At 72.9% G+C, this 16,363-nt stretch carries 17 protein-coding genes; 11 read left to right on the plus strand and 6 right to left on the minus strand.

Going from position 1 to position 16,363, the window contains the following annotated elements; translation table 11 throughout:
- Nucleotides 1–2: 2 nt before the first annotated feature.
- Nucleotides 3–1,907, minus strand: a complete 1,905-nt coding sequence (locus MTF69_RS11020; RefSeq protein ID WP_243333064.1) for a glyoxal oxidase — start codon at nucleotides 1,905–1,907, stop codon at nucleotides 3–5.
- A 215-nt stretch (nucleotides 1,908–2,122) separates the two neighbouring features.
- Here MTF69_RS11020 and MTF69_RS11025 point away from each other — a divergent pair, with 215 nt between their 5' ends.
- Nucleotides 2,123–2,794: a DUF4360 domain-containing protein gene (locus tag MTF69_RS11025; RefSeq protein WP_374322714.1), complete on the plus strand. Its 672-nt coding sequence runs from the start codon at nucleotides 2,123–2,125 to the stop codon at nucleotides 2,792–2,794.
- Nucleotides 2,795–3,093: 299 nt separating this feature from the next.
- Entirely contained in the window at nucleotides 3,094–3,339 is a 246-nt protein-coding gene (locus MTF69_RS11030) for an acyl-CoA carboxylase epsilon subunit (protein ID WP_243333066.1), read from the plus strand.
- An 85-nt stretch (nucleotides 3,340–3,424) separates the two neighbouring features.
- Here MTF69_RS11030 and MTF69_RS11035 read toward each other — a convergent pair whose 3' ends face one another.
- Nucleotides 3,425–5,065: an FAD-dependent monooxygenase gene (locus tag MTF69_RS11035; RefSeq protein ID WP_243333067.1), complete on the minus strand. Its 1,641-nt coding sequence runs from the start codon at nucleotides 5,063–5,065 to the stop codon at nucleotides 3,425–3,427.
- 286 nt (nucleotides 5,066–5,351) lie between these two features.
- Here MTF69_RS11035 and MTF69_RS11040 point away from each other — a divergent pair, with 286 nt between their 5' ends.
- From MTF69_RS11040 to MTF69_RS11070, 7 genes are all read left to right on the plus strand, one after another.
- Nucleotides 5,352–6,473, plus strand: coding sequence for a SchA/CurD-like domain-containing protein (locus MTF69_RS11040; protein ID WP_243333069.1), 1,122 nt, complete (start codon nucleotides 5,352–5,354; stop codon nucleotides 6,471–6,473).
- 110 nt (nucleotides 6,474–6,583) lie between these two features.
- On the plus strand, nucleotides 6,584–7,030 hold the full coding sequence (locus MTF69_RS11045; RefSeq protein WP_243333070.1) for a cupin domain-containing protein: 447 nt from the start codon (nucleotides 6,584–6,586) through the stop codon (nucleotides 7,028–7,030).
- Nucleotides 7,027–8,310, plus strand: coding sequence for a beta-ketoacyl synthase (locus tag MTF69_RS11050; protein ID WP_243333072.1), 1,284 nt, complete (start codon nucleotides 7,027–7,029; stop codon nucleotides 8,308–8,310). The genes MTF69_RS11045 and MTF69_RS11050 overlap by 4 nt, the downstream gene beginning before the upstream one ends.
- Nucleotides 8,307–9,542 carry a ketosynthase chain-length factor gene (locus MTF69_RS11055; RefSeq protein ID WP_243333074.1) on the plus strand — a complete coding sequence of 412 codons (1,236 nt, stop codon included), beginning with the start codon at nucleotides 8,307–8,309 and terminating at the stop codon, nucleotides 9,540–9,542. Before MTF69_RS11050 ends, MTF69_RS11055 begins: the two co-directional genes overlap by 4 nt.
- Nucleotides 9,543–9,560: 18 nt before the next feature.
- Nucleotides 9,561–9,818 carry a phosphopantetheine-binding protein gene (locus tag MTF69_RS11060; RefSeq protein WP_243333076.1) on the plus strand — a complete coding sequence of 86 codons (258 nt, stop codon included), beginning with the start codon at nucleotides 9,561–9,563 and terminating at the stop codon, nucleotides 9,816–9,818.
- Between the two features lies 1 nt (nucleotide 9,819).
- Complete coding sequence (locus tag MTF69_RS11065) at nucleotides 9,820–10,299, plus strand: SRPBCC family protein (RefSeq protein ID WP_243333079.1); 480 nt, start codon at nucleotides 9,820–9,822, stop codon at nucleotides 10,297–10,299.
- Between the two features lie 20 nt (nucleotides 10,300–10,319).
- The gene (locus MTF69_RS11070) at nucleotides 10,320–10,661 is read left to right on the plus strand and encodes a TcmI family type II polyketide cyclase (protein WP_243333081.1); all 342 of its coding nucleotides are present in this window, start codon (nucleotides 10,320–10,322) and stop codon (nucleotides 10,659–10,661) included.
- A 92-nt stretch (nucleotides 10,662–10,753) separates the two neighbouring features.
- On the opposite strand, the gene MTF69_RS11075 is transcribed toward MTF69_RS11070, so the two are convergent.
- The 4 genes from MTF69_RS11075 to MTF69_RS11090 form a co-directional block, all read right to left on the minus strand.
- The gene (locus MTF69_RS11075) at nucleotides 10,754–11,386 is read right to left on the minus strand and encodes an RDD family protein (RefSeq protein ID WP_243333083.1); all 633 of its coding nucleotides are present in this window, start codon (nucleotides 11,384–11,386) and stop codon (nucleotides 10,754–10,756) included.
- Nucleotides 11,387–11,667: 281 nt separating this feature from the next.
- Entirely contained in the window at nucleotides 11,668–12,330 is a 663-nt protein-coding gene (locus MTF69_RS11080) for a fasciclin domain-containing protein (RefSeq protein WP_243333084.1), read from the minus strand.
- A gap of 84 nt (nucleotides 12,331–12,414) precedes the next feature.
- Nucleotides 12,415–14,028 carry a molybdopterin-dependent oxidoreductase gene (locus tag MTF69_RS11085; RefSeq protein ID WP_243333085.1) on the minus strand — a complete coding sequence of 538 codons (1,614 nt, stop codon included), beginning with the start codon at nucleotides 14,026–14,028 and terminating at the stop codon, nucleotides 12,415–12,417.
- Nucleotides 14,029–14,341: 313 nt separating this feature from the next.
- Nucleotides 14,342–14,581 (minus strand): chaplin, encoded by a 240-nt coding sequence (locus MTF69_RS11090; protein WP_243333086.1) that lies wholly within the window; start codon nucleotides 14,579–14,581, stop codon nucleotides 14,342–14,344.
- 487 nt (nucleotides 14,582–15,068) lie between these two features.
- Here MTF69_RS11090 and sigK point away from each other — a divergent pair, with 487 nt between their 5' ends.
- On the plus strand, nucleotides 15,069–15,593 hold the full coding sequence (gene sigK, locus MTF69_RS11095; RefSeq protein WP_243333252.1) for an ECF RNA polymerase sigma factor SigK: 525 nt from the start codon (nucleotides 15,069–15,071) through the stop codon (nucleotides 15,591–15,593).
- Nucleotides 15,590–16,336, plus strand: coding sequence for an anti-sigma factor domain-containing protein (locus MTF69_RS11100; RefSeq protein WP_243333087.1), 747 nt, complete (start codon nucleotides 15,590–15,592; stop codon nucleotides 16,334–16,336). Before sigK ends, MTF69_RS11100 begins: the two co-directional genes overlap by 4 nt.
- Nucleotides 16,337–16,363: the final 27 nt, after the last annotated feature.

Genomic DNA, 16,363 nt, shown 5'->3' on the forward strand with positions numbered 1-16,363 from the left:
GTTCACCGCTTGCCGAGCTTGACCCATCTCGCCGTACCGGGCACGCCCTCGGCGTCGAGGAGGAACAGCATGTAGTACCCGGGCGGGGCGTCGGCCGAAGTGGCCGGCGCCCGCAGCCCGATCTCGCGGCCGCGGACGCCGGTCATCCGCAGCTCCAGGTGGCGCTGACTGGTGTTCACCGCGTGGGTGACCGTGGTCGGCGCCAGCAGCACGGCCCGCCGTACGCCGGCGGCCGTCGAGCTCTCCACCGAGAACTCCGCGTCGTGGGCGATCTCGCCCGCCGGGACCCGGTCCAGTACGGGCCGGGCGCCCCGGTGCAGGTAGGCGGGCTCGTAGATTTCGATCGAGCCGTCCATCCCGTCCTTGATGTCGGGGTCGTTGGCGATCTGCTGGAGCTCGTCCCCGGTGACCATGACCCGGCCGTCGGGCAGCACCAGGGCGTTGGAGTGGTAGCCCCGCGGCAGCCGTTGGGCCGGCCCGAGCCTCCACCGGCCGTCCGCTCCCCGCAGTTCGGTCTGGCGGAACTTCAGATCGGCCTTCGGGTTGAACGGCCCGAACCCGTAATCCCTGGTGTCCTTGGCCCCGTTGACCGTCAGCAGCGTGGCGTCCGGCAGGATCAGCGTGTCGTCCTGGGTCCGGCCGAAGGCGCGCGGCTCCTGCGCGGTCCACGCACCGCCCGACAGCCGGTAGGTGTTCGGGTCGAGCGGATCTCCGCCGAGCACCAGCACCGAGTCGGGTCCGCGGAATCCCGCCGGCAGCGGCACGGCGGAGCCGTAGCCCCGGAAGTCGGCGGGCCGCCTGGGCAGGTCCGTACGGGTCTGCGCGCGCGGGTCGAAGAGCCACTGCTGGTCGGCGTCGCGCCCCAGGCCGTAGATCATGCCGTCGCGCAGCGAGAACAGGTGCGGGTAGTCGTTGCGGAACGGCGCGTCGGAGCGCATCCGCTGCACGGGCACGTCCAGCGGGATGTCGTACGGGCGCCAGGGCACCGGCTGCCCCAGCGCGGGGAACCGCTCCACCACCGGGGTGGGCGTCCCCGTGCCCCGCTCCGACTGGCCGGACATGATGATCTGGCGGCCGTCCGCACCGGTCACCACCGACGGGTACCAACGGCCCACCGCCATGTCGCGGTTGCGGTACCAGCCCTCGGTCCACGGGTCGAAGACGAAGGACAGCTTCGCGCCGCTGCCGCCCTTCCCGCCCGTGTTGCCGCCGAACACGCCCAGCATCCCGTTGGGCAGGAAGGAGTGCCCGGCGCAGAAGAACGGCGCCGGGCGCGGGGCGTGGGTACCGTCGGGCATCAGCACGACGGGCGGGGTCACCTTCTTGAAGGACCGCGCGCCGGTCCCCTTCGCCGGATCCCACAGGTAGGCGCGGCCCGCGTTCGCCGGACCGGTCCGGTCCGTGGGCCCGGTCTCCTTGGTGGGGTCGGTCTCCACCCGTGAGAAGGAGAAGAGCAGCACCTTGCCGGTGGGCAGCAGGGCGACGTGCACGCCGAAGTCGGGGGAGGGGAAGTACTCGGCGAACCGTCCCGAAACCTCAGCGCTGAAAGCGGAGTTGGCCTCGCGCTGCGAGCCGGCGAGCGAGGCCAGGCTCGCATTGCGCCGGGACTGGGGGTACCCCACGGCGCCCTTGGCCGCCCGGCGCAGCTCGGCGTGGGCGCGCGCGTGGCCGGCCCCGATCACGGCGGCCTCGGCCGCGTCGGTTCCCCCCGGCCCGCCCGTCCCGCTCGTCCCGCCGGTTCCCCCGGTTCCGCCGGGCCCGCCGGACGCACCGATTGACCCGGTTGCCCCGGCCCCGCCGTCCGTGCCGTGCCCCGGAGCGCCGGCGGCGGCCGGTGCGGTCGCGAGGACCAGGGCGGAGACGACCGCGGTGGCGCAGAGCAGGGCGGACCGGTGCAGGCGGCGCATGGGGCTCCTCGGCGCGGGCGGTTCCGTAGGGCGCTCAGCATAGGAAATACCGGGAGGAATCGGACGGCATGACGGGTGCGGCGCCCCGCCGATGAGCCGTTCGGCCCTCCCCGACCCCCTGCCCGAACGTTTCTGCGGTGAATGGACCCGGCCATCGGAGTGAGGCCGCGCACCCGTTCCCCGATCGGCGCGGTACGGACCGCTTCCATGGCCGGGTGATCAGAACACTGCGCACCGCGCTCGGCGCCGTCCTCGTGACCGGCGGCCTCCTCACCCTCCTGCCCGCCTCCGCCGCCGGGGCGGCGGGTGGCCCCGCGGGCCCCGCCGCGCCGGAGGACCGGGTGACCGTCGACGTCGCCACGGTCAACGGCTCGGGGTGCCGGCCGGGCAGCGCCACCGTCGCCGTGGCCGAGGACAACTCGGCCTTCACCGTCACCTACAGCGAGTACCTGGCCATGGCGGGCGGGAACAGCGCCCCGACCGACGGCCGCAAGAACTGTCTGCTCTCCCTGCTCGTCCACGTCCCGCAGGGCTACACCTACGCCGTCGCCCAGGTCGACTACCGGGGATTCGGCAGCCTCCAGAAGGGCGCGGTCGGCACCCAGAAGGCCAGCTACTACTTCCAGGGCATGAAGCAGACCGACTACCGCACCCACAAGTTCCACGGCAAGCTCGACGACAACTGGCAGGCCTCCGACACCACGGGCATCGAGGCCCTGGTCTTCGCCCCCTGCGGCGAACAGCGCAACTTCAACATCAACACCGAGCTGCGCGCCGAGGTCGGCACCTCGGACCCGGCGACGACCAGCTACATGGCGCTCGACTCCACCGACGGCAGCATCAACAGCGTGTACCACTTCTCCTGGAAGCAGTGCCCGGCCCGCTGACCGGCCCGGCCCGCTGACCCGGCCCGGCGCGCTCACCACGGGCGGCCGCGCGGGACTCCCCCTCAGGGGTCTCCCCGCGCGGCCGCCTGCCGCTGCCGTCCGCACCGGGATTTCCGGGGGCCCGCCACTCCGACGGCCCAATCGCCGCGCGCCGTGAACAACCCCGGCGTCACCCGGTCGAGGCGGCCGCGACCTGGGCTTTCGCGCAACTGCCCGGCATGCCGGGCGTGTCGCGCCCGGCTAGCGTCGGCAGCGTCCGGAGTCCTTGGATTCCGCGAGGGGGGTCCTGCTATCCGCCTGTGCGAGAGGCCGAGCCGATGCTGAAGGACGCTCCGATAGCCCAGACGCCCCCGATAGCCAGCCTGCTCCGTGTGGAAAAGGGCGTGGCGGCACCCGAGGAACTCGCCGCGATCGCGGTGGTCGTCGCCTGCTTCGCCCGCCGCAACTCCGCCGGAGCGCAAACGGCCCCCGCCGGGACCGCCCGCCGCCGGCGCCCCGCGCACCACGGCTCCGGCTGCTGGGCGGGCTGCTGGGCCTGCGGCTGACGCGGACCGGCAACACCCAAGAACGCCCCTGCCCCCGGCCCGCTTACGGGCCGGCGGCAGGGGGACCACGTGGCGTACGGGCCGGTCAGGCCCGGCGCAGCACCGTGGACAGGGCCTCGGACAGTGCGGCCTCGGCATCGGCCACCGGCCCCTGCGAGCGCCACGCGACGAACCCGTCGGGCCGCACCAGAAGCGCGCCCGCCCCGGACATCGCGTGCACCTCGCTCCAGTCGGAGCCCTCCTCCTGCACCAGATCCGTGCCGGGAGCACCCGCGGACCCGATGGAGTACGCGTCGAGCTTCACCGACAGCCGCTCGGCCACCCGTTCGGCCGCCGCCCGCCACGGCGAGCCCGCGCCGCACAGCAGCACGAACGCGCGCTCGTACAGGTCCACCGTGGAGACCCGTTCGCCGTCGGCCCGCGTCAGCCACATGTGCGGGGCCCGCGTGCCGACGTCGCCCTTCATGCGCATCCCCTCCGGGATGACCGGGCGGTCCGGCGACCCGCCGACGAACGCCCCGCTCGGGTACGCGTACGCCATCGCCGTCGTCAGGACGCCGCTGCCCGGCCCGCCGCCCATGGTGGGCGGCGGCGCGTACCCGGGGTGGCTGTGCTCCGCCGAACGGGCCGAGGCGCGCTCGGCGGTCGCCAGCGCCACCGGGTGCCGCTCGGCCCCGTAGGTCTCCAGCAGTCCGATGCCCGCCGAGCCGTCCAGGACCGCCGCGATCTTCCAGGCCAGGTTGTGCGCGTCCTGGATACCGGTGTTGGAGCCGAACGCGCCGGTGGGGGACATCTCGTGGGCCGCGTCGCCGGCCAGGAAAACCCGCCCGGACGAGTACCGCACGGCCACCCGTTCGGCCGCGTGCCAGGGTGCCTTCCCGCCGATCTCCACGTCCAGGTCCGGTACGCCGATCGCCTCCCGGATCTGCCGGGCGCACCGCTCCTCGGTGAAGTCCTCCAGGGTTTCCCCCTGGTCCGGGTGCCACGGCAGGTGGAAGACCCACTGGGTGTCGTTGTCCACCGGCAGCAGCGCCCCGTCCGCACCCGGCTTCATCAGGTAGCAGACGATGAACCGCAGGTCGCCCAGCACCGCCACGAGCCGCCGCGAGCGGAAGGTGACGCTGACGTTGTGGAACAGCTCGCCGCTGCCCGTCTGGGGGATGCGCAACTGCTCGCGCACGGGGCTGCGCGGGCCGTCCGCCGCGATCAGGAAGTCGGCGCGCACGGTCATGTGCTCGCCGGTCTCCCGGTCCTTGACCAGCGCGTTCACCCCGGTCTCGTCCTGGTCGAAGCTCATCAGCTCGGTCGAGAACCGCACGTCGGCGCCCTGGGCGCGGCTCTGCGCGGCGAGGATCGGCTCGATGTTGTTCTGGCTGCACACGCACCAGGCGCTCGGGCTGAACTTGCTCAGCGCCCCGGCCGGGTCGATGGCCTTGACCAGCCATTTGTGATCGCCGCCCAGCAGGGACTGCGTCTGCAGGATGCCCATGTTGTTCTCCAGCGCGGACGCCGCCTGCCGGATGGCGTTCTCCGCCCCGGCCACCCGGAACAGCTCCATGGTCCGGGCGTTGATACCGCGCCCGCGCGGGTGGTCGGAGGTGCCGGCGTGCTTCTCCACTACCAGGTGCCTGATGCCGTGACGGCTCAGGAACAGCGAGGTGGACAGACCCACGAGGGAGCCGCCCACGACGAGAACCGGTACGCGAACATCTGCCGTGTCTTCCATCAGCTGCGAGCTCCTGAATTCTGTGTGGGGGGAGTGCACTCTTTTATGCCCCCGATCGCCGGCCAAGCCCAGGAGATACGCCGGTTGTCACCCGCTTGATCCGGAGATGTAGCGCTACGTCCCCACCCGGATGACGATGAGCGACAGCGGTTCCCCCGAAGACACGCCGGCCTGCCGTCCCCGCGACGGCCGCCGGTCCGGGGCGGCCACCGCCCATGACGGACGAGGGTCCGTACGCGATGAACATCCCCGCCCTCCCCCAGGGCCCTCACGAAGGAGTGAGCAGATGACGACCACCCTGTCCGAACGGGTGTCACAGTCCGCCTTCGACGGATCCATGCTCCGGGTCGTCCTGCTGATGGACCTCCACGAAGGAGCCCAGCAGCGGTTCTTCGAGGCGTACGAGCAACTGCGCCACGACATCGCGTCCGAACCGGGCCACATCAGCGACCAGCTCTGCCAGTCCTTCGAGAACCCCTCGCAGTGGCTGATCACCAGCGAGTGGGAGAGCGCACCGCAGTACCTCGCCTGGGTCAACAGCGAGCACCACGCCGAGCAGGTGCGCCCGCTGGGCGCCTGCGCCCGCGCCATGCGCCCGCTCAAGTACACCGTCCTGCGCGAGACCGGCCGCGGCTACCAGGACGCGCAGCGGCCCAGGGGCGCCCGGCTGCAGGAAGCACCCCGGCTCGGCGCCGACATCGTCCGCCACGCCCTGACCTTCACGGTCAAGCCCGGCAGCGAGAAGGAGGTCGCGGCCCTCCTCTCCAGCTACGCCTCCCCGGCGGCGGACGTCGACGGCCACACCCGGCTCTGCCGCACCACCCTGTTCATGCACGGCAACCGGGTCGTGCGTACGGTGGAGGTCCGCGGGGACCTGATGTCCGCGCTGCGGCACGTCTCCGAGCAGCCCGAGGTACGGGCCGTCGAAGAGGCCATCAACCCCTACCTCGAACAGGACCGCGACCTCGGCAACCCCGAGTCCGCCCGGATGTTCTTCATGAAGGCCGCGCTCCCGGCCGTCCACCACGTCGCTGCCCGCGAGGCCGGCGGCGCCGACCGCTCCGACGTACGGCGCCACGCGCTGTTCTACCCGGCCAAGCCCGGCTGCGGACCGGCGCTGGCCCGGTTCCTCGCCCGGCAGGACGAGGAAGCGGCCCACCGGTCCGACGCCCCGACCGTGAGCAGCAGCATCTTCCAGCGCGACGACATCGTCGTACGCCTCATCGACGTGCGCAGCCCGCACGGCGCCGGGCTGGAGACCGCCTTCGGCGTCAGGGGACCGCGCAAGGCGGCCGTCCTCGCCCGCCTGATGGCCGGACCCGTCAGCGGGTCCGAAGGGGCAGCCGCGTCCGCGGTCCGCCACACCATGAGCCTGATCACCGACCGCCGGGCACCTGCCGAAAGCTGAGCCGCGGCGGCACCGCCCGCACGGCCCACCCGGCCCCCGGACCCCTCATCCCCGGACCCCCCACCCACCAGCCCCGTCCAGGCTCCCCACCGCCAGGAGGAACCCCCGCCATGACCAGACAACGCCCACCGCACATCGTGGACCTCAGCGAGACGCAGCCCAACACGCGGCGCGGCGGCGACCTGAGGGCCGTCCTCACACCGACCTCGGTGGGCTGCACCAGCGGCTTCATGGGCCTGGCCGTCATGGCGCCGGGCGAGCACATCGCCGAGCACTACCACCCGTACTCCGAGGAGTTCGTGTACGTGGTCGCCGGTGAGCTGGAGGTCGACCTCGACGGCGAGGCCCACCCGCTCCTCACCGACCAGGGACTCCTCGTCCCGATGAACGTGCGCCACCGCTTCCGCAACGTCGGCGGCACCGAGGCCCGCATGGTCTTCCACCTCGGACCGCTCGCCCCGGACCCGAAGCTCGGGCACGTGGACACGGAGGAGGCCGTCCACCCGGAGGGCTCCGCCTGGGAGCGGCCCCCGGACCGGGCGGGAGCGGTCTCGTGACCCGCCGACGCGTGGCCGTCACCGGGGTCGGCGTCGTCGCCCCCGGCGGGATCGGCGCCTCCGCCTTCTGGGAGCTGCTCTCCAACGGGCGTACGGCGACCCGCGGCATCACCCTCTTCGACCCGACCGGCTTCCGCTCCCGGATAGCCGCGGAGGTCGACTTCGACCCCGCCGCGCACGGGCTCGGCGCCGAGGAGGCGGCCCGCGCGGACCGGTACATCCAGTTCGCGCTGGTCGCCGCCGCCGAAGCCGTGCGCGACGCCGGACTCGACCTCACCACCGACGAAGCCTGGCGCACCGGAGTCTCGCTGGGCACCGCCGTCGGCGGCACCACCCGCCTGGAGCACGACTACGTGGCCGTCAGCCAGTCGGGTGACTGGTGGGACGTGGACCACCGGCTCGCCGGGGCCCACCTGCACCGCGCCTTCACCCCGGCCACCCTGGCCTCCGCCGTCGCGGAGAAGACGGGAGCGCGCGGACCGGTCCAGACCGTCTCCACCGGCTGCACCTCCGGGCTCGACGCCATCGGCTACGCCTTCCACTCCATCGCCGAGGGCAAGATGGACGTCTGCATCGCCGGCGCCTCCGACTCACCCGTCTCGCCGATCACCGTGGCCTGCTTCGACGCCATCAAGGCCACCTCGCCCAACAACGACGACCCCGCCCATGCCTCCCGTCCGTTCGATGCCGACCGCGACGGCTTCGTCCTCGGCGAAGGCGGCGCCGTCCTCGTCCTGGAAGAGCTGGAACACGCCCGCGCACGCGGCGCGACCGTCTACTGCGAGATCGGCGGCTACGCCACCTTCGGCAACGCCCACCACATGACGGGGCTGACCACCGAGGGCCTGGAGATGGCCCGCGCCATCGAAACCGCCCTCGCCCAGGCCCGGACCGACGCCCGCGAGATCGACTACGTCAACGCGCACGGCTCCGGGACCAAGCAGAACGACCGCCACGAGACCGCGGCGGTCAAGAAGGTCCTGGGAGACCACGCCTACAAGACGCCGATGACCTCCATCAAGTCCATGGTGGGGCACTCGCTCGGCGCCATCGGGGCGATCGAACTGGCCGCCTGCGTCCTGGCGATGACCCACCAGGTCGTCCCGCCCACGGCCAACTACGAGACCCCCGACCCCGAATGCGACCTGGACTACGTCCCGCGCGTCGCCCGCGAGCGCACGCTGCGCAACGTGCTCTCCGTCGGCAGCGGCTTCGGCGGCTTCCAGTCCGCGGTCGTCATGACCCGTCCCGACGAGCGCAAGGAGGAGGTGGTCTCGTGAGCGTCCGTACGGTCATCACGGGCATCGGAGTGGTCGCGCCCAACGGCAGCGGCGCCGAGGCGTTCTGGAAGGCGACCCAGTCGGGCACCTCCGTCCTGGGCCGCGTCACCCGCGAAGGCTGCGAACACCTCCCGCTGCGCGTCGCCGGCGAGGTACGGGGCTTCGACGCGGCCTCGATGGTCGAGGAACGCTATCTCGTCCAGACCGACCGCTACACCCACCACGCCCTCGCCGCGGCCGACCTCGCCCTGGAGGACGGCCGGCTCGGCCGGGCCGACTACGAGGACGACCCCTTCTCCGTCGGCGTGGTCACCGCCGCCGGGTCGGGCGGCGGCGAGTTCGGCCAGCGCGAGCTGCAGCACCTGTGGGGCCAGGGCCCGCGCTACGTCGGCCCGTACCAGTCGATCGCCTGGTTCTACGCGGCCAGCACCGGGCAGATCTCCATCCGCCGGGGCCTCAAGGGCCCCTGCGGGGTCGTCGCCGCCGACGAGGCGGGCGGACTCGACGCCTTCGCGCACGCCGCCCGGGCCATCAACCAGGGCAGCAAGGCCATGCTGGTCGGAGCCACCGAGGCGCCCCTGGCCCCGTACTCCATCGTCTGCCAGCTCGGCTACGAGGCCCTGAGCACCCAGGAGGACCCGGAGCGGGCCTACCGGCCCTTCACCGAGAAGGCCTGCGGCTTCGTACCCGCCGAGGGCGGCGCGATGTTCCTGGTGGAGGAGGAGCAGGCGGCCCAACGCCGCGGCGCCTCCGTCCGGGCCCTCCTGGCCGGCCACGCGGCGACCTTCACGGGACCGCACCACCCCGAACGGGCCGGCGCGTCCGCCGACGGCCTGGCCCACGCCATCAAGGGCGCCCTGCGGGACGCGGGCTGCGCCCCCGAGGAGGTCGACGTGGTCTTCGCCGACGCGCTCGGCACCCCCGAAGCCGACCGGGCCGAGGCGGCCGCGATCCTCTCCGCCCTCGGAGCACACGGGCGCAAGGTGCCGGTCACGGCGCCCAAGACCGGGACGGGCCGGGCCTACTGCGCGGCCCCGGCCCTCGACACCGCCGCCGCGGTCCTCGCCCTGGAGCACGGCATCGTCCCGCCCACGCCGAACGTGTTCGACGTGTGCCACGACCTCGACGTGGTGACCGGCGGCGCCCGCCCGGCACAGCTGCGCACCGCGCTCGTGCTGAGCCGGGGCCTCATGGGCTCCAACGCCGCGCTCGTCATCAAGATCCCCTCCTAGAGACAGAAGGAGCCGCTCATGTCCGAACGACTGACCGTCGAGGAGCTGGCCGCGCTGATGAAGTCCGGGGCCGGCATCACCGTGGACCCGGACGACATGAAGAACCGCCCGGACTCCCTGTTCGACGACTACGGCCTCGACTCGCTGGGCCTGCTCGGCATCGTCGGGCTGCTGGAGAACCAGCGCGGCCGCGCCCTGCCCACCGACGCGGACCGCTGCAAGACCCCCAAGGAGTTCCTCGAACTCGTCAACACCAGCCTCATGACCGGAGCTTGACATGGCAGGACACACCGAGAACGAAATCGTCGTCAAGGCGCCCATGGACACCGTCTGGGAGATGACCAACCATCTCCCCAGCTGGCCGGCGCTGTTCAGCGAGTACGCCTCGCTGGAGATCCTGGAGGAGGACGGGCCCACCACCCGCTTCCGCCTGACGATGCACCCCGACGAGAACGGCACCGTGTGGAGCTGGGTCTCCGAACGCACCCCCGACCCCGTCAGCCGCACCGTGCGCGCCCGCCGGGTCGAGACCGGCCCGTTCGAGCACATGGACATCCACTGGCAGTACTTCGAGGTCCCCGGCGGCACCCGGATGGTGTGGACCCAGGACTTCGCGATGAAGCCGCAGGCACCCGTCGACGACGCCGGGATGACCGACCGCATCAACCACAACTCCAAGATCCAGCTGGAACTGATCCGGGAGAAGATCGAACAGCGCGAACGCGAGAGCCGCACGCCCGCGGCCAGCCGCGTCTGAGACGAAAGGCAGCACACCGGATGCACCGCGCTCTCATCGTGGCCCGCATGGCGCCGCAGTCCGCCCCCGACATCGCCGAGCTCTTCGCGGCCTCGGACGCGGGCGAGCTGCCGCACCTCGTCGGAGTCACCCGCCGCAGCCTCTTCCAGTTCGGCGACGTGTACATGCACTTCATCGAGTCGGACCGGCCCCCCGGCCCGGCCATCGCCGAAGTCACGGGCCACCCGGAGTTCCGGGAGCTCAGCGACCGGCTCACCGCCTACGTCAGCCCGCGCAACCCGGAGACCTGGCGCAGCCCGAAGGACGCCATGGCCCAGGAGTTCTACCGCTGGGAGCGCCCGGGCAGCTCCCGTACTGCTTGACCGTACGGACCGCCCCGCGCGCGAACGGCAGGCCTCGGGCCCCGCACCCACCGGGTGCGGGGCCCGCCACCATGCCCCGGCGTCAGGCCGGATCAGCCCTTGGGAACCACGATGACGACGGTGCTGCACACCTTGTCGGCGAAGGTCTGCTTCTTGGCGTCCCACAGCGGCCACAGGTAGCCGATGTAGCAGGCGATGCCGTCGAGGAAGTGCGCCAGCTTGCGGACGAAGGCCATGCCGAAGCCGAGGACGTTGCCGTCGGCCTCGCGGCGCACGCTGATCCCGACGACCTTCTTGCCGGTCGACTGGCCGGTCGCGCCTTCCTTGTAGAGCTGGAAGATGCCCATGCCGAGGGCGTAGAGCCAGCCGATCAGGAAGAAGACGCCCGGCCCGGAGGCGCCCGCGTCGTCGCTCATGGCGAGGTCGATGAAGCCGAGGGCGTACATCGGTCCCGCGATGATCAGACCGTCGAGGAGGGTCGCGCCGACGCGCAGGCCCCAGTGCGCCAGCGGCGGCATTCCGGTGCCCGGCATGGGCGGCATGCCACCCGGCATCCCGGCCTGCGGGTACGCGCCGTACGGCTGCTGCGGGGGGACGCCGCCCATGGGCTGCTGCGGGTAGCCGTACTGCGGGGGGACGCCCTGCGGCGCCTGCTGCGGGTAGCCGGGCTGACCCTGCGGGGGCTGCTGCTGGCCGTAGGGGTTGTTCGGGTCGCCGAAGCTCATGGCGAAGTCTCTCCAGGGGTGTGACGGGGACGAGCGGGCCGGCGGAGGGACGTGAAACGAGCGGGTTGCCCCCCTGCGCAGCCGCGAACTTGCGGGGCCATGGTGTTAGTAAGATCGGCCAGTTGTCCAATCCGTAGTCACATGTGCCGACCAAGTGACGGACCCGTAAACACGGCATGGAGTCCCGGACCCTGAGGACGGGCCCGGGACTCCGGGGGCCACTTCGCTGACCGCTTCTACAACGACCGGCGCCGCTGCGGGTCACCGGTCAGGCGCCACCGTTACTTCGGCTGCTTCGGCATCAGGACGGTGTCCACGATGTACACGGTGGCGTTCGCGGTCGGGACGTTGCCGCAGACCACGTTGGACGTGCCGTTGACCTTGTAGGACTCGCCCGAGCCGGTGGTGGTCACCTTCCCGGTCTCCAGCGTGGCGAACGAGCCGTTCTCGAGCTGCTTCGGCGTCAGCTTCTCGCCGACCACGTGGTACGTGAGGATCTTGGTCAGCGCGGCCTTGTCGGCGAGGACCTTGTCGAGGTCGGCCTTCGGGATCTTGGCGAATGCGTCGTTGGTCGGCGCGAACACCGTGATGTCCTTGGCGTTGTTGAGCGTGTCGACGAGCCCGGCCTGCTTGACGGCCGCCACCAGGGTGGACAGCGCCGGGTTGTTGGACGCGGCCGTCGCGACCGGGTCCTTGGCCATGCCGTCGAAGCTGCCCGCGCCCTCCTTCGGGACACCGGCGCACGCGGCGCCGAAGGGCCCGTCCGCCGTCATGGGCGCCGAGGCGTCCGCGGCCGGGGAGGAGGCGTCCGCGCTCGCCTCGGCTGCCGCACCGGCGGCGGCGTCCCTGCCGGAGTCGGAGTCGGAGCACGCTGCCAGCGCGAAGGGCAGCACGGATGCCGTGGCGAGGGCGAGGGCGGTACGGCGGAAACGAAGGGTGTTCATGGTGTTCTCCAGAGAAGGGGTTGGTGAAGAAGGGATGGAAGAGTGGAAAGTGTGTGAAGTGGCGCGAAAGCGGAGCCGCTTCGGTCAGCCGACCGTGACGAACACGCCGTGCCGGCCGCTCGCGCCGTCCGGGATGGTGCGCGTCCGCAGCTCGGTCTGGACCTCGCCCCGGCCGTCCGTGGCGCGGACGGTCAGGCGGTGGCCGCCCGGCGCGGCCTTCCAGCCGAAGGACCACTGGCGCCACGTGTCGGTGGTGGCCTGCGCGGCGAGCGAGGCCTCCTGCCACGGCCCGTCGTCCACCTGGACCTCGACCCGCTCGATGCCGCGGTGCTGGGCCCAGGCCACCCCGGCCACCGTCACGGTCCCGGCCGCGATCCGGGCGAAGGGCTTGGGGGTGTCGATCCGGGCCTGCGTCTTGACCGGAGCCCGGCGGGCCCAGCCCCGCTTGACCCAGTACGGGTCGTAGGAGTCGAAGGTGGTGAGCTCGATCTCGCGGATCCACTTGCAGGCGGAGACGTAGCCGTAGAGCCCGGGTACGACCATCCGGACCGGGAAGCCGTGTTCGAAGGGGAGCGGTTCGCCGTTCATGGCGACGGCCAGCATCGCGTCCCGGCCGTCCATGACCTCCTCGACGGGCGTGCCCAGCGTCATCGCGTCCACCGAGCGCGCGATCAGCTGGTCGGCCCGCCCGCCGCGCGACGGCGCCTGGACACCCGCCTCCCGCAACAGGTCCGACAGGCGTACGCCGAGCCAGCGCGCGGATCCCGCGTAGGGGCCGCCGACCTCGTTCGACACACAGGTGAGGGTGATGTCGCGTTCGATCAGCGGGCGTTGGAGGAGTTCGGCATAGGAGTAGGAGCGCGGGCGGGAGACGCCCTTGCCGTGGATGCGCAGCCGCCAGGTGCCGGCGTCGACCCTGGGGACCACGAGAGCGGTGTCGACACGGTAGAACTCCTTGTTCGGTGTGGTGAAGGCGCTGACCCCTGGGATCCGCAGGGCAGCCCCGGCCGGGATCGGCGCGGCCGGCGAAGCGGGAGCGGGCAGGCGTACGGCAGCCCGCGAGGCGGTGGCGCCCTGGCCCCGCCGGCCGGTCAGGGCCCGGCCGAGGGCGCCCGCGCCGGTGGAGGCGATCGCGGTGACCCCTGCCGCGAGGAGGAAGCCCCGGCGGTTCCAGGCGGCGGGCGGGCCGTCCGAGCCGCTTGTCGAGGTGGCCGAGGTGGCGGTCGAGACGTCCGTCGAGCCGCCGACCTTCCCCACCAGCAGGTACAGCACCAGCGCCCCGGCCGCTGCCCCCACGAGCGAGGGCAGTACGTCCGCCGCACCGGCCGTGTCGGGCCGGCCGAGGGCCGCCGCCGCGCCGAGGACGCCGAAGGACAGTACGCCGGCCGCCCCCGTACGGAGGTGGCGCAGGGCGAACACCCCGAGCAGGACCGCCAGGAGACCGACGGTGGCGAGGATGCCGAGCTGGAGGACCAGCTTGTCGTTCTCGCCGAAGGTGCGGATGGCGAAGTCCTTGAGGGCCGCCGGCGTGCGGTCGATGGCCGCCCCGCCGATCACCGTGACCGGTCCCGCCTGCGGCCGCACCAGGGACGCGGTCAGCTCGGCTGCGGCCAGAGCCGCGTAGCCCGCCAGCAGGCCGCTCGCCGCGGCGAGGGCGCCCCGCTCGACTGTCCTTCGGTTGATGCTCACGACCCTCATTCGGTGCGGGATCCCTCCCGGATGGGCCGGTCATCCGAACACGTGAAGATCCGTCGGTGTGTTGACCTGTGCGCGCGGGCCGTACGGCGTCGCTCCGCAGGCCATGGCTCCGTACGGCATCGCTCCGTTCGGCACGGCTCCGTACGGGCCCGCGCACGCGGGCGGCGGCGCCGACGGCCACCGCCTGCGCGGGTCCTGCGGGACCCGGCGGCGCTCAGGAGTGGCGACCCACTCCCCGCCGGTCCGCAGGACCACCGGCCCGCCGCCGCCCCGTAGCCGGCGGCGGGCCGGAGACCGTGGTCCGTGCGATCCGTCAGGCGTTGACGCAGGTGTTGCCGAAGGCGGGGTTCAGCAGCCCGATCACACTGCCCGAGTTGCCGCACGCGTTGACCGGGATGTGGATCGGGATCTGGATCAGGTTGCCCGAGCCGACCCCCGGGGAGTGGGCGGCGAGGCCCTGGGCTCCGGCGTCGGCCGAGGCCACCGAGGCCCCGCCGACGAGAAGGGCGCCCGAAGCGAGGGCGAGTGCGGCAGTCTTGAGGACACGCGACACGACAGATCTCCTTGCTGGCTGTGCGGCGGCGGATTCCGGGGCCGTTCGCCCCCTCACCCGCCGAGCGGCGGCCCCTGGACCGGGCCCGCGACCCTCCTTCGGCCCGGACCCCCGGCGCGGTTTGGTCCAGGGGGCCGGTTCCCCCGAACGGATGCCCTTTCGCGTGTATGCCGGCCAATCCGCGCACGGACCGGCTCCGAAGACAGGGTGAGACAGCAAGGACCCGGCGCGCACCGCGACCCCGGCGGACGGGGAACGGGTGCGCCTGCCACGAAGGATCGTTCATGCGATGGATGGACCGGCGAGACCCGCTCGCGGCCCCGGCGAGCCCGCCCGGGCCCGGCCGTATTCGGGGGCCGCTCAGGTGAACCCCGAGAAGCTGCGCTTCCCCGGCCCCGGCCCCGGCCAGGGCCCGGGCAGCGGCCCAGGTTCCGGCCCGGGCCCGGCCACCGGACCCGGATCGGCCGCGGCCGAACTCGCGGAGCTGATGGCGCGCGTCGCGCAGGGAGACCAGGACGCGTTCTCCGCGCTCTACGACGCCGTGGCCGGAACCGTCTTCGGCATCGCCGTCAAGGTGGTGCGCGACCGCGCACAGTCGGAGGAGGTCGCCCAGGAGGTGATGATCGACGTGTGGCGCCAGGCCGCCCGCTACCGCCCCGACCAGGGGAGCGTCATGGCCTGGGTGGCCACGATCGCCCACCGCCGGGCGGTCGACCGGGTCCGCTCCGCCCAGGCCTCGGCCACCCGCGAGCACGACGTGGGCGTACGCGGCCAGGAACGGCCCTTCGACGAGGTGAGCGAGCAGGTGGAGACCCGGCTCGAACGCGATCAGGTCAAACGCTGCCTGCGCCGGCTGACCGAGCTCCAGCGCCAGGCCGTCACCCTCGCCTACTACCAGGGGCTGACCTACCGTGAGGTCGCCGAGACCCTCCAGACGCCTCTTCCCACGATCAAGACCCGGATGCGCGACGGACTGATCCGCCTGCGCGACTGCATGGGGGTGACCACGTGAAGCACGACGAAGAACTGCACACCCTCACCGCGGCCTACGTACTGGACGCGCTCGGACCGGGTGAACAGGAGGCCTTCTCCCGGCACTTGGCCCGCTGCGCGCCGTGCTCCGGGGACGTGGCGGAGTTCTCCGCCACGGCCGGCCGACTGGCCTCCGCCGTGGCCCTCGTGCCCCCGCCGCAGCTGAAGGCGGAGGTCCTGGCCCGCATCGAGACCGTCCGTCAGGTCCCCCCGAGGGTCGGCGTCCGCCGGGCGGCGAGATTCCTGGACCGGCTCCCGCGCAAGGCCGGTGCCTTCGTCGTCGCCGCTTCCCTCGTCGGGGCGGCGCTCTTCGGCGGGGCCGCGCTCCACGAGAGCGGGCAGGCGGACCGGGCCAGGCAGGAGGCCCGGCAGGCCGAGGCGCGCAGCCAGGAGCTGCGGGCCGTGGTCACGGCCCCGGACGCCCGTACGGTCCACGGCCGCACCAGCGGGGGAGCCGCCGCGACGGTGATCACCTCCGCGGCCCGGGACCGGGCCGTGTTCCTCGCCGACCGGCTGCCGGCTGCCGGGGAGGGGCGCACGTACCAGCTCTGGCTCGCCGACGGCGGCACGATGCGCCCGGCCGGCTTCCTCGCCGGCGACGGGGCGGCCGTGCTGGACGGCGGCCTGGGCACGGCCACGGCGGTCGGCCTGACGCTGGAGCCCGCCGGAGGATCGCCGCAGCCGACGACCAGGCCCCTGGTGCTGCTCGCTCTCCCGGCGTAGGGCGTACGGCGCACCCGGGCGGGTGGC

Origin of the sequence: Streptomyces sp. AP-93, from assembly GCF_022808175.1 — a bacterium.
Classification (GTDB): domain Bacteria; phylum Actinomycetota; class Actinomycetes; order Streptomycetales; family Streptomycetaceae; genus Streptomyces.